6 protein-coding genes and 2 pseudogenes are annotated in these 13,006 nt (G+C 74.2%); 1 reads left to right on the top strand and 7 read right to left on the bottom strand.

Going from position 1 to position 13,006, the window contains the following annotated elements; all coding sequences use genetic code 11:
- Positions 1 to 6 precede the first annotated feature (6 nt).
- Positions 7 to 2,393 (bottom strand): annotated as a pseudogene (locus tag VSR01_RS34605) (Tex family protein).
- A gap of 377 nt (positions 2,394 to 2,770) precedes the next feature.
- On the opposite strand from VSR01_RS34605, the gene VSR01_RS34600 reads away from it, so the two are divergent.
- On the top strand, positions 2,771 to 3,853 hold the full coding sequence (locus tag VSR01_RS34600; RefSeq protein WP_442785605.1) for an acyl-CoA desaturase: 1,083 nt from the start codon (positions 2,771 to 2,773) through the stop codon (positions 3,851 to 3,853).
- Positions 3,854 to 3,915: 62 nt separating this feature from the next.
- Here VSR01_RS34600 and VSR01_RS34595 read toward each other — a convergent pair whose 3' ends face one another.
- The 6 genes and pseudogenes from VSR01_RS34595 to VSR01_RS34570 form a co-directional block, all read right to left on the bottom strand.
- Entirely contained in the window at positions 3,916 to 5,319 is a 1,404-nt protein-coding gene (locus VSR01_RS34595) for a M1 family metallopeptidase (protein WP_326452929.1), read from the bottom strand.
- 67 nt (positions 5,320 to 5,386) lie between these two features.
- A complete protein-coding gene (locus VSR01_RS34590; protein WP_326452928.1) occupies positions 5,387 to 7,567 on the bottom strand; it encodes a 3-hydroxyacyl-CoA dehydrogenase NAD-binding domain-containing protein in 2,181 nt (726 codons plus the stop codon).
- 109 nt (positions 7,568 to 7,676) lie between these two features.
- The gene (locus tag VSR01_RS34585; protein ID WP_326452927.1) at positions 7,677 to 8,891 is read right to left on the bottom strand and encodes an acetyl-CoA C-acetyltransferase; all 1,215 of its coding nucleotides are present in this window, start codon (positions 8,889 to 8,891) and stop codon (positions 7,677 to 7,679) included.
- Between the two features lie 98 nt (positions 8,892 to 8,989).
- Complete coding sequence (locus VSR01_RS34580; protein ID WP_326452926.1) at positions 8,990 to 10,150, bottom strand: CaiB/BaiF CoA transferase family protein; 1,161 nt, start codon at positions 10,148 to 10,150, stop codon at positions 8,990 to 8,992.
- Between the two features lie 86 nt (positions 10,151 to 10,236).
- Positions 10,237 to 11,779, bottom strand: a pseudogene (locus tag VSR01_RS34575) (APC family permease).
- Positions 11,780 to 11,837: 58 nt separating this feature from the next.
- The gene (locus VSR01_RS34570; RefSeq protein ID WP_326452925.1) at positions 11,838 to 12,794 is read right to left on the bottom strand and encodes a hypothetical protein; all 957 of its coding nucleotides are present in this window, start codon (positions 12,792 to 12,794) and stop codon (positions 11,838 to 11,840) included.
- Positions 12,795 to 13,006 lie beyond the last annotated feature (212 nt).

Here is a 13,006-nt window from a genome sequence, read left to right as displayed (position 1 = left end):
CGCGGGCTACTTGCCGCCGGTCAGTCCGGCGCGGCGCAGCGCGTCGGCCATCGCGCCGCCGGGGCCGGCCGGTCCTGCCCGCCGCCCCTGCGCCCGCCCTGCTGCCCCTGACCGCCCTGCCGTCCCTGGCCGCCCTGGCCGCCGCGACCGCCCTGCCGGGGCGGGTTGCCGCGCCGCTCGCCGCCGCCGCGCCGGTCCCCGCCGCGGTCCCGGTCGCCGCGGGCCGGGCGCGCCTCGTCCTCCAGCCGCAGCGTCAGCGAGATCCGCTTGCGCGGCAGATCCACGTCCAGCACCTTGACCCGCACGATGTCGCCGGACTTGACCACGTCGTGCGGGTCGGAGACGTAGGAGTCGGACAGCGCCGAGACGTGCACCAGGCCGTCCTGGTGGACACCGACGTCGACGAACGCGCCGAACGCCGCGACGTTGGTGACCACGCCCTCCAGCAGCATCCCGGGGCGCAGGTCCTTCATCTCCTCCACGCCCTCCTTGAAGGCCGCGGTCCTGAAGGCGGGACGCGGGTCGCGGCCGGGCTTCTCCAGTTCGGCGAGGATGTCGGTGACGGTCGGCAGGCCGAAGGACTCGTCCACGAAGTCCTGCGGCGAAAGGGTGCGCAGCACCGCGGAGTTGCCGATCAGCGAGGGCACGTCCGCGCCGGCGGCGGCGCTGATCCTGCGCACCACCGGGTAGGCCTCGGGGTGCACGCTGGAGGCGTCCAGCGGGTCGTCGCCGCCCTGGATGCGCAGGAAGCCGGCGCACTGCTCGTACGCCTTCGGGCCGAGGCGGGCGACCTCCTTGAGGTCCTTGCGGGTGCGGAAGGGGCCGTTGGCGTCGCGGTGCGCGACGATGTTGGCGGCCAGGCCCTCGGTGATGCCGGAGACGCGGCGCAGCAGCGGCGCCGAGGCCGTGTTGACGTCCACGCCCACGCCGTTGACGCAGTCCTCGACCACCGCGTCCAGCGAGCGCGACAGCTTCAGCTCGGACAGGTCGTGCTGGTACTGCCCGACGCCGATGGACCGCGGGTCGATCTTGACGAGCTCGGCCAGCGGGTCCTGGAGCCGGCGGGCGATGGAGACCGCGCCGCGCAGCGACACGTCCAGGTCCGGCAGTTCGGCCGAGGCGTAGGCGGAGGCGGAGTAGACCGAGGCGCCGGCCTCGGACACCACCGCCTTGGTGAGCTTCAGTTCGGGGTGCCGCTTGATCAGGTCGGCGGCCAGCCGGTCGGTCTCGCGGGAGGCGGTGCCGTTGCCGATGGCGATGAGGTCGACGCGGTGGGCGGCGGCCAGCCGGGCCAGCGTGGCGAGCGAGTCGTCCCACCGGTTGCGCGGCGCGTGCGGGTAGATGGTGTCGGTGGCCACCACCTTGCCGGTGCCGTCGACCACCGCGACCTTCACGCCGGTGCGCAGGCCCGGGTCCAGGCCCATGGTGGCGCGGGTGCCGGCCGGTGCGGCGAGCAGCAGGTCGCGCAGGTTGGCGGCGAAGACGCGGACCGCCTCGTCCTCGGCCTGCTGGCGCAGCTGGACCCGCAGGTCGATGCCGAGGCGGACCAGGAAGCGGGTGCGCCAGGCCCAGCGGACGGTGTCGGCGAGCCACTTGTCGGCGGGCCGGCCGCGGTCGGCGATGCCGAAGCGCTGGGCGATGGTCCGCTCGTAGCTGCTGGGGCCCTCGGTGGGCTCCTCGGGCTCCAGGGTGAGGTCGAGGACCTCCTCCTTCTCGCCGCGCAGCATCGCCAGCACGCGGTGCGAGGGCAGCTTGGTGAAGGGCTCGGCGAAGTCGAAGTAGTCGGAGAACTTCGCGCCGCTCTCCTCCTTGCCCTCCCGCACCGCGGACACCAGCCGGCCGCGGCCCCACATCCGGGTGCGCAGCTCGCCGACCAGGTCGGCGTCCTCGGAGAAGCGTTCGGTGAGGATGGCGCGGGCGCCCTCCAGGGCGGCGGCCGCGTCGGGCACGCCCTTGTCCGCGTCCACGTAGCCGCCGGCCCGCTCCTGCGGGTCGAGGCCGGGGTCGGCGAGCAGGGCGTCGGCGAGCGGTTCGAGCCCGGCCTCGCGGGCGATCTGCGCCTTGGTGCGGCGCTTGGGCTTGTACGGGAGGTAGATGTCCTCCAGCCGGGCCTTGGAGTCGGCGGCCATGATCTGCGCCTTGAGCGCGTCGTCCAGCTTGCCCTGGGACTCGATCGACTCCAGCACCGCGGCGCGGCGTTCGTCGAGTTCGCGCAGATAGCGCAGCCGCTCCTCCAGGGTGCGCAGCTGCTCGTCGTCCAGAGTGCCGGTGGCCTCCTTGCGGTAGCGGGCGATGAAGGGCACCGTCGCGCCGCCGTCGAGCAGGTCGACCGCCGCCCGCACCTGTCCCTCGCGTACGCCCAGTTCCCCGGCGATCCTGGCTTCCACCGACATGTTGCCGCTGATGGTCCCGCTCCTCGGCTCGGCTCGTGCAGACGTCCCCTGCATCGTAGACGGCGACGGGCACGCGATGTCCGCGTCCGGCGCGCGGTGTCGGTGGCGGCGCGCGGTGCCCGCCGCGGCGGGCGGGTGTCCGGGTCGGCGGGAGCGTGTCCGTGTCGGCGGGCGGGTGTCCGGGTCGGCGCGCGGTTCCGCGGTGGCGGCCGGCCCGGGTGGGGTTATCCCCCGGTCCTGCGGCCGGTCGGCCCCCGCGACGGCCGGGTGGAAGCGCCATGGCCGCGGCGGTCGGGCGTCCATAGCGTCGTGGGTGCGGCCGGATCAGGCCGCGAGAACCCGTGCGATCCCCTGTCCGCGCTGCCCGAGGAGCACCCGTGCCCGCCTCCGCCTCCGCCGTCCCCGGCCCCGTGCTCGACCGCCCGGCCCCGCCGCCGCTCCCGGACCGAGGCCGGGAGCGGGGCGGCGGCAGCGAGTTCGCGCCGCTGCTGCGGCAGGTCCGCGAGGCCGGGCTGCTGCGCCGCCGGCCCGGCTGGTACGCGGGCATGATCGCGGCGAACGCGGTCGCGGTGGCCGCGGTCTGGTCGGCGGTGGTGCTGGTCGGCGCGACGGGCTCGTGGTGGGTGCTGGCCCTGGCGCTGCCCGCGGCGGTGCTGTCGGCCCGCACCGGGTTCATCGGGCACGACGCGGGCCACCGGCAGATCGCCGCGGGCGCCGGAGCCAACCGGGCGCTCGCGCTGCTGCACGGCAACCTGCTGCTGGGCATGGGCGCCGGCTGGTGGACGGACAAGCACAACCGGCACCACGCCCACCCCAACCACGTCGGCAAGGACCCGGACGTGGAGGTGGGGGCGCTGGTGTGGACGCGGGCGCAGGCGGTGCGGCGCGAGGGGTTCGCGCGGTGGCTGACGAAGCGCCAGGCGTGGCTGTTCCTGCCGATGCTGCTGCTGGAGGGCTTCGCGCTGAAGGTGGCGAGCTTCCGCGACCTGCCGCGGATGCCGTGGCGCGAGCGGCTGGTCGAGGGCGGCCTGCTGGTGGCGCACCTGGCAGCCTACGCGGCGCTGCTCAGCGCGCTGCCGCCGGCCCAGGCGGTGCTCTTCGCGCTGCTGCACCACGGCCTGTTCGGGCTGCACCTGGGCCTGTCCTTCGCGCCGAACCACAAGGGGATGGCGATGCCCGAGGAGGGCGCGCGCTGGGGCCATCTGCGCCGCCAGGTCCTCACCTCGCGCAACGTGCGCGGCAACCCGGTGACCGACTTCGTGCTGGGCGGGCTCAACTACCAGATCGAGCACCACCTGATGCCGAGCCTGCCCCGGCCGCACCTGCGGCTGGTGCGGCCCCTGGTGCGCGAGCACTGCGCGCGCCTGGGCGTGCCGTACACTGAGACCGGCCTGTGGGACTCCTACGCCCAGGCGTTCGCCCACATGCACCAGGTGGGCGCGCCGCTGCGGCGCGGCTGAGCGCGCGGACCCGGCGGTGGGCCGGGCCGGCGCGCGTGCTCGGGCTCACCGGCGGTCCGGGGTCACAGGTGGGCGGGGCGGGCGCGGCCGTAGAGCCAGGTGGCGAAGAGCGGCGTGAGGTTCTTGCCGGTGAAGTCGGCGCAGAAGGCGGTGAACTCCTGGGTGGAGGCGTTGCCGTAGGGGTGGGCGGCCGGCCAGGCGCGCAGCATGCGGAAGAACGCCTTGTCGCCGAGCGCGCGGCGCAGTTCGTGCAGGACGAGCGCGCCGCGGCCGTAGACGGCGGGGGCGAAGACCTGCTTGGCGTCGGGCGAGGCGGGCGCGAAGGCCCAGTTGTCGGCGTCGGCGAAGGCGGCCTGCGCGCTCTGCTCCTCGGTGGCGACGCCCTCGTGGTCCTTCCACAGCCACTCGGTGTACGTGGCGAAGCCCTCGTTCAGCCAGATGTCCTGCCAGTTGTGCGGGGTGACCCAGTCGCCGAACCACTCGTGGGACAGCTCGTGCACGAGCGTGGTGACCGGGACCGCGGGCGTTCCCTCGTTGCCGGGGAACGTCGGCCGGTTCTGGGTCTCCAGTGCGTAGCCGCCCTGCCGGTCGCCGAGGTGGGCGACGACGGCGCCGGTGGAGGAGAACGGGAAGGGGCCGAAGATGCTGCTCTCCCAGTCGACGATCTCCGGGATGCGGGCCAGCGACGCGGCGGTCTGCGGGTCGTCCGAGCGCGGGTCGACCGCGGTGTACACCGGCAGTCCGCTCGCGGTGCGGGAGCGCTGGACGGTGTAGTCGCCGATGGCGACGGTGGCCAGGTAGGTGGCCATCGGCTGGGCGACGTGCCAGTGGAAGGCGGTGCGGCCGCCGGGGCGGGGCGCGGTCCCGGCGAGTTCGCCGTTGGCGACGACGGTCATCGGGTGCGGCACGGTGACGGTGATGTCGTAGGTCGCCTTGTCGGAGGGGTGGTCGTCGCCGGGGAACCAGGCCATCGAGCCGACCGGTTCGCCGAGGGCGAGCGCGCCGCCGTCGTCGGTGTGGAACCAGCCCTCCTGGGAGCCGTCGGGGTCGGTCAGCAGCCCGGGGACGCCCTGGTAGACCACGGTGGTCTCGAAGCGGCGCCCCGCGGGCAGCGGCTGCGCCGGGGTGACGACGAGTTCGGTGCCCTTGCGGGAGAAGTCCGCGGACCGCCCGCCGACCGTCACCGAGGTCACCGTCAGCCCGGACAGGTCCAGGTCGAAGGAGGCCAGCGGCTCGCGCGCGGTGGCGGTCAGGGCGGCGGTGGCCTCGATCCGGCCGGACGGCGGGTCGTAGGACAGATCGAGCCCGTAGTGGCCGACGTCGTAGCCGCCGTTGCCGGCGGTCGGGAAGAGCGGGTCGCCGACGCCCGGCGAGCCGTTCACCGGGGCCGCGGCGCCGTCGGCGCAGGCCGCGAGGCAGCAGGCGAGGAGCAGGGTCACGAGGAGGCGCAGGGGACGGGGACGCACCGGGACAGCGTACGGGCCGGCGGGCTGGCGCGCGGTGATCCGCACCGCGCGCCGGGGATGGGTTGCCTCAACCCTTCGCGTCGTCGGTGAAGCGCCCGCCCTCCTCGGCGGTGCGCACCAGCAGCTCCGGCGGGGCGAACCTGTCGCCGTAGGCCGCGGCCAGTTCCCGGGCGCGCGCGGCGAATCCGGCCGGGCCGCCCTGGTAGCCGTTGATGTACTGCAGGACGCCGCCGGTCCAGGCGGGGAAGCCGATGCCGAGGATCGACCCGATGTTGGCGTCGGCGACCGAGGTCAGCACGCCCTCCTCCAACAGCCGCACGGTGTCCAGCGACTCCGCGAACAGCATCCGCTCCCGCATGTCGCGGAACGGGATCCGCGCGTCCGGCCGGCCGAAGTGCTCGGCCAGGCCCGGCCACAGGCCGGTGCGCTGGCCGTCGGCGTAGTCGTAGAAGCCGGCGCCGCCGCTGCGGCCGGGACGGCCGAACTCGTCGACCATGCGGTCCACGACCCGCTCGGCCGGGTGCTCCTGCCAGACGCCGCCGTCGGCCTCGACGGCGGCGCGCGCCTCGCGGCGGATCTTGCGCGGCAGCGTCAGGGTCAGCTCGTCCAGCAGCGACAGCACCTTGGCCGGGTAGCCGGCCTGTGCGGCGGCCTGTTCGACGGAGGCGGCCGGCAGTCCCTCGCCGACCATCGCGACGCCCTCGTCGATGAAGCGGCCGATCACCCGGGAGGTGAAGAAGCCGCGCGAGTCGTTGACGACGATCGGCGTCTTGCGGATCTGCCGCACCAGGTCGAAGGCGCGGGCCAGCGCCTCGTCGCCGGTGCGCCGCCCGCGGACGATCTCCACCAGCGCCATCTTGTCGACCGGCGAGAAGAAGTGCAGTCCGACGAAGTCCCCCTGGCGCCGCACGCCCTCGGCGAGCAGCGAGATCGGCAGCGTGGAGGTGTTGGTGCACAGCAGCGCGTCCGGCGCGACGACCGACTCGATCTCCTGGAAGACCTTGTGCTTGAGCGCCGCGTCCTCGAAGACTGCCTCGATGACCGCGTCGCAGCCGGCCAGGTCCGCGGGGTCGGCGGTGGGGGTGATCCGGGCCAGCAGCGCGTCGCGCTCGGCGGGCGTGGTGCGGCCCTTGGCGAGCGCCTTGTCCAGCAGCCCGGCCGAGTACGCCTTGCCGCGCTCGGCTGCCTCCCGCGTGACGTCCTTCAGCACGACGTCGATGCCGGCCCGGGCGCAGGAGTACGCGATGCCCGCGCCCATCATCCCGGCGCCGAGCACCGCGACCCTGGTCACCTGCCGCGACGGCACGCCGGAGGGCCTGCTGGCGCCGGAGTTGACCGCCTGCATGTCGAAGAAGAACGCCTGGATCATGTTCTTCGAGGTGGGTCCGCAGGCGAGCCCGGTGAAGTAGCGGGCCTCGATGGTGAACGCGGTGTCGATGTCGACCTGCGAGCCCTCCACCGCGGCGGCCAGGATGTCGCGGGGCGCCGGGTAGGGCGCTCCGGCCAGCTGCTTGCGCAGGTTGGCGGGGAACGCGGGGAGGTTGGCGGCGAAGGAGGGGCTCTTCGGGGTGCCGCCGGGGATCTTGTAACCGGGCACGTCCCAGGGCTGCCTGGCCTCGGGGTTGGCGTCGATGAAGGCGCGGGCGGCGGCGAGCAGGGCCTCGCGGTCGGCGGCGACCTGGTGGATCAGCCCGGCCTCGACCGCGTGCCGCGCGCTGTACCGGCGGCCCTGGAGCAGCACTTTGAGCAACGCGTCGGCGACGCCGAGCAGCCGTACGGTGCGCACCACCCCGCCGCCGCCGGGCAGCAGGCCGAGCGTCACCTCGGGGCAGCCGATCTTCGTCCCCGGCGCGTCCAGCGCGACGCGGTGGTGACAGGCCAGCGCGATCTCGTAACCGCCGCCGAGCGCCGCGCCGTTGATCGCGGCGACCACGGGCACGCCGAGGGTCTCCAGACGGCGCAGGGCCTTTTTGACGCGCATCGAGCCGGCGAAGACCTGTTCGGCGGTCTCGGGGGTGGCGCGGATCAGGTCGCGCAGGTCGCCGCCGGCGAAGAAGGTCTTCTTGGCGGAGGTGACGATGACGCCGCGGATCTGCCCGATCTCCGCCTCGAGCCGGTCCAGCGTGGCGTCGAGGGAGTCGGCGAAGGCGGCGTTCATGGTGTTGGCGGACTGGCCGGGGTCGTCCAGGACGAGGGTGACGACGCCGTCGGCGTCCTGCTCCCAGCGGATGGTGGTGGACTCGCTCATGGTCTGCTGGCTCCGTTGGACCCGGTGCGGGCGCGGTCGGGGGCGGTCGAGGACGGGGTGCGGGGGCGGACGGGCGGACGGGGTGCGGGGGGGGCGGATGGGCGGGCGGTCAGACGCGTTCGACGACCGTGGCGACGCCCATGCCGCCGCCGACGCACAGCGTGGCGAGCCCGTATCGCAGGTCGCGGCGCTCCAGTTCGTCGACGAGGGTGCCGAGGATCATCGCCCCGGTGGCGCCGAGCGGGTGGCCGAGCGCGATGGCGCCGCCGTTGACGTTGACCTTGTCGATGCTCACGCCCATGTCGGCGGCGAAGCGCAGCACGACCGCGGCGAACGCCTCGTTCATCTCGATCAGGTCGATGTCGTCGACGGTCAGTCCGGCCTTGGCGAGCGCCTTGCGGGAGGCGGGGGCGGGGCCGGTGAGCATGATGGTCGGCTCGGAGCCGGAGACGGCGGCGGAGACGATGCGGGCGCGCGGGGTCATCCCGTAGCGCTCGCCGGTCTCCCGGTTGCCGATGGCGACCAGGGCGGCGCCGTCCACGATGCCGGAGGAGTTGCCGGCGTGGTGCACGTGGTCGATCTTCTCCACCCAGTGGTACTTCTGCAGCGCGACCGCGTCGAAGCCGCCGAGTTCGCCGATGTCGGCGAAGGACGGCTTGAGCCCGGCCAGGCTCTCCGGGGTGGTGCCCGGTCGCATGTGCTCGTCGTGGTCCAGCACGGTCAGGCCGTTGTGGTCGACCACCGGCACCACCGAGCGGGCGAAGCGGCCGTCCTTCCACGCCTCGGCCGCGCGTTCCTGGGAGAGCGAGGCGTACGTGTCGACGTCGTGCCGCGACCAGCCGCCCATGGTGGCGATGAGGTCCGCGCCGATGCCCTGCGGCACGAAGCCGGTGCGGTAGGACGTCATGGGGTCCATGGCCCAGGCGCCGCCGTCGGAGCCCATGGCGACGCGCGACATCGACTCGACGCCGCCGGCCAGCACCAGGTCCTCCCAGCCGGAGCGGACCTTGGCGGCGGCGAGGTTGACCGCTTCCAGGCCCGAGGCGCAGAAGCGGTTCTCCTGAACGCCGGCGACGGTGTCGGGCAGCCCCGCGGCGACCGCGGCGATCCGGGCGATGTCCGAGCCCTGGTCGCCGATCGGGCTGACCACGCCGAGCACGATGTCGTCGATCGCGGCCGGGTCGAGGCCGGGGAAGCGGCGGCGCAGTTCGTGGATGAGGCCGACGACGAGGTCGATCGGCTTGGTGCCGTGCAGTGATCCGTTCGCCTTGCCGCGCCCGCGCGGGGTGCGGACGGCGTCGAAGACGTAGGCGTCGGTGCTCAACGTCGGGCCTTTCGGTGAGGGTTCCGGTGGGGTGCGGGCGGGGGCTGCGGACGGGTGCTGCGGACGGGTCTGCGGACGGCTTCCGGGGCGGCGGGGCGTCAGCCGGCGGGGGCGGCGCCGAGTGCGGGGACGTCCCAGTCACGGGCCACCTCGGCGGTGTGCGCGCCGGGGCGCGCGGGCGGGGTGCGCAGCGCGGCCGGGGTGGCGGAGAAGCGCGGCGCGGGGGCGGGTTGGACGGGGCCCGCGGCGTCGGTGAAGGTGCCGCGGGCGGCCAGGTGCGGGTGGTGCGGCGCCTCGGCGAGCGAGAGCACGGGCGCGGTGCACGCGTCGGCGTCGGCGAACACCTCGGTCCAGGCGTCGCGGGTGCGGGTCGCGAAGCGCTCGGCGACCGCCTCCCGCAGCCGCGGCCAGCGGGCGGGGTCGGCGCGCAGCGCGGCCTGTTCCGCGGTGAGGCCGAGGAGGTCGGCGAAGCGGGCGTAGAACCGCTCCTCCAGCGCGCCGACCGCCATGTGGCCGCCGTCCGCGGTCTCGTAGACGCCGTAGAAGGGGGCGCCGCCGTCCAGCAGGTTGGCCTCGCGGCGGTCCTGCCAGGCGCCGGCGGCGCGCATCGCGTGGATCATGGTGGTCAGGTGCGCGGCGCCGTCCACGATGGCGGCGTCCACGACCTGGCCCTCGCCGTGGGCGCGGGCGTGGTGGAGCGCCGCGAGCAGGCCGGTGACGAGGTAGAGCGAGCCGCCCGCGTAGTCGCCGAGGAGGTTGGCCGGGGCGACCGGCGGGCGGTCGGCGGGGCCGGTCATGGCGAGGGCGCCGGTGACCGCGAGGTAGCCGATGTCGTGGCCGGCCGTGGCGGCCAGCGGGCCCTCCTGGCCCCAGCCGGTCATCCGGCCGTAGACCAGCCGGGGGTTGCGGGCCAGGCACGCCTGCGGGCCGACGCCGAGGCGCTCGGCGACCCCGGGCCGGTAGCCCTCGATCAGCAGGTCGGCGCGGGCGGCGAGGTCGAGCACCGCCCGCGCGCCGCCGGGGGCCTTGAGGTCGACCAGTACCGAGCGCTTGTTGCGGTTGGTCAGGTCGTCCTCGGGGGCGAGGCCGAGGCCCGGCCCGCCGGGGCGGTCGACGCGGACCACGTCGGCGCCGAGGTCGGCGAGCAGCATCGCGGCGAACGGTCCGGGACCGATCCCGGCCAGCTCGACGACGCGTACCCCCGCCAGCGGACCCGCCGCGGGGGGCGCCGGTGACGGGTGCGGCGCTGCTGCTGTCACACCCGCGATACTAAGAACGTGTTCCAGTTTTGGCAAGGACTGACTGAGCGCTCGCTCAGCGGGGGCGGGCGGCGCGCCGCGGCGCGTCAGACGGAGGCGCCGCCCGCTTCCGCCGCCGTCGCCGCGGCCTTGTCCAGCTGGAACGCCTCGTTGCCCTGGCCGATCCTGGCGTGCGCCTCGGGCCGCTTGCTCTGCAGCACCGTCCCGTACACCAGCCCGACCAGCGCGGCCAGCGCGATGATCCCGGGCAGGATCCAGCGCAGCCCGTGGCCGGGGTCGGCGCCGAGCAGGATCCGGAAGTCCTTGACCGCGAAGAAGGCGATCACCAGCAGCGCCGCGGCGGCGACGCCCGAGGTGACCAGCCGCCAGAGGTGGACGCCGGCCGCGCCGCGCTTGATGAAGAACGCGATGACGGCGATGGACGCGACCGCCATCAGCAGCACCACGCCGAGGGCGCCGACGTTGCCCGCCCAGGTGAACAGCCGCATCATCGGCGCGAACGACGGGTCGCCGCCCGGCTTGTCGTCGGTCACCGCGAAGGCGGTGACCACCGCGAACGCCACCACCGACTGCGCCAGCGAGCCGACCAGCGGCGCGCCGCTGGAACGGGTGGTGCGGCTGACCGCGCGGGGCAGCAGGCCGTCGCGGCCCATCGCGAAGGCGTAGCGGGCCACGACGTTGTGGAAGCTCAGCATCGAGGCGAAGATGCCGGTGATGAAGAAGACGTTCAACACGTCGGTGAAGGCGGTGCCGAGCCGGGCCTGGTTGAGGTCGAAGATCATGGTGGGGCTGTTCCTGGCGGAGGCCACCACGTGGCCGGGGCCGGTGGCCACGGTGATCGCCCAGGCGCTGAACGCGAAGAACAGCGTGGCGAAGCCGACGGCCAGGAACATCACCCGGGCCACCACGCGCTGCGGGCTGCTGGTCTCCTCGGCGTAGACCGGGGCCTGCTCGAAGCCGGTGAAGCCGGCGATGGCGAAGCACAGCGCGGTGCCGAAGCCCGCGCCGGTGATGGTGCTGGGGTCGAAGGCGTGCACGGAGACGCCCTGCGGCCCGGCGTCGGACAGGAAGCTGATGTCGAAGACCACGATCAGCGTGGTCTCCACGAGCAGCAGCACGCCGAGCACCTTCGCGTTCACGTCGATCTTCAGCGCGCCGAAGACGCCGGTGAGCACCACGCCGCCGAGCGCCGGCCACCACCAGTCGACGGTGTGGTGCCAGTGCTGGGCTATCTGACTGGAGATCTCGAAGCCGAAGATCCCGTAGATGCCGCACTGCAGGATGCTGTACGAGACCAGCGCGACGAAGGAGGCGGCGGCGCCGGCGGTGCCGCCGAGGCCGCGCGCGATGTAGGCGTACAGCGCGCCGGCGTTGTGCACGTGCCAGGCTCATCTCGGCGTAGCCGAAGCTGAACAGCACCAGGACGACACCGAGGATCAGGAAGATCAGCGGCACCCCGACGATGCCCACGGCGGCGAAGGTGGTGGGCACCACCCCGGCCACGACCATCAGCGGCGCGGTCGCCGCGAGGACCGACAGCAGCAGTCCGGGCGTGCCGATCCGGTCGGCGCGCAGCGCGCGCTGCTCTCCCTTGAACGTGCTGATCTCGGTCGAACTGCCCGTCAGCATGGCTGCGGTCCTTCCCGGAAGCTGGTGCGGTGTCGGTGGGGCAGGCCCGGCGTCGGTCTCACGAGGAGCCGAAACCGAGCGCGTAGTTGCGCGCGGAGCGGAACTCCTTCTTCGGATCGCGGTCGGTGTACGACCAGGGCGCGCGGGTGGCGAGCGCGCCGATCCGGTTGAAGAGCGCCGCAGCGGCGACGGTGTCGCCGGAGTGGAACTTGCCGAAGGCCAGGTAGTTCATGTCCAGCGCCAGCCGGGGGTGGCTGACGCCCTCCCAGTCCAGCCACCAGTCGAAGGCCCAGCGCAGGCTGGTGCGGGCCCGCGAGCTGGTCCAGTACGGCAGCCCGCGCGGATCACCGGGCAGCACGCCGGCCCCGGCCAGCACCCGGAACCGCTCGACCAGCGCGACCAGCGGCAGCACCGCGAGCGGCGAGCCCTCCCCGGCCTCGCCCGCCGCCCACTCGGCGAACTCGTACACCTCGTGGAACGGGTCGTCCCCGTCGGTCTTCTGACGCTCCGCCAGGCACATGGTCATCAGATAGTGCGCGTGGTGGTGGCCGCGGTGCCGGCCGCGGACCTGGTCGAAGGCGCGGACCTGGTCGTCGTCGGTGCCGGTGCGGCGGGCCAGCACCAGCAGGCCGAGCCACGGGGTGGGGTCCCCGGGCGTCATCCTGGCCGCGCGCAGGCACGCCTCGCGGGCGGACTCCGGGCTCTGCTTGCCCGCGGCGGCGCGGAAGACGGCGGCCGAGGCGGTCAGCGCGGTGGCGTCCGAGCTCTCCGGCTCCGCGAGCTGCCACTCCCGCGCCCAGGCGGCGGCGGACTTCCCCTCGCCCAGCACCACCAGGCGGTGCCCCCGGCTGTCCCAGTCGGCGCCGGTCCTGGCCAGCAGGGCGCGCACCTCGGTCCACCGTCCCTGCGCCAACGCGGCACGGGCAGCGATGAGTTCCTCGTCACCCAGAGCGGGGTCGAAGGCCACGTCGTCCTTGCCACGGCTGAAGCGGAAGGGTGGCGGCGGTGGGGTCATCCGCGGGCAGCCCTCCACGGCACGTGTTACGTCGAGTGATCGCGAACAGCCAACCGGTAAACGGCCCCCGGCTACAAGGCTGCACCTGTTGTCTTGCTGTAGTCCCGTATGGTTACCGGGGTTTGAGGCGCGCGGCGGCACGCCGTCGGACGCTGTGCGGCTGGCGCGGGCGGTGCCGCACCTGATATTCGAAAGCCTGATCGTGGTTGTGT

The organism is Actinacidiphila sp. DG2A-62 (genome assembly GCF_035825295.1).
GTDB lineage: Bacteria > Actinomycetota > Actinomycetes > Streptomycetales > Streptomycetaceae > Actinacidiphila.
Note: the sequence above shows the minus strand (reverse complement) of the source record. Positions and strands in the feature narration are given on the sequence as shown.

Coding starts and splice junctions, on each gene's coding strand:
- VSR01_RS34590 (WP_326452928.1), bottom strand. CDS start 7,567: ATGAGCGAGTCCACCACCATCCGCTGGGAGCAGGACGCCGACGGCGTC.
- VSR01_RS34570 (WP_326452925.1), bottom strand. CDS start 12,794: ATGACCCCACCGCCGCCACCCTTCCGCTTCAGCCGTGGCAAGGACGAC.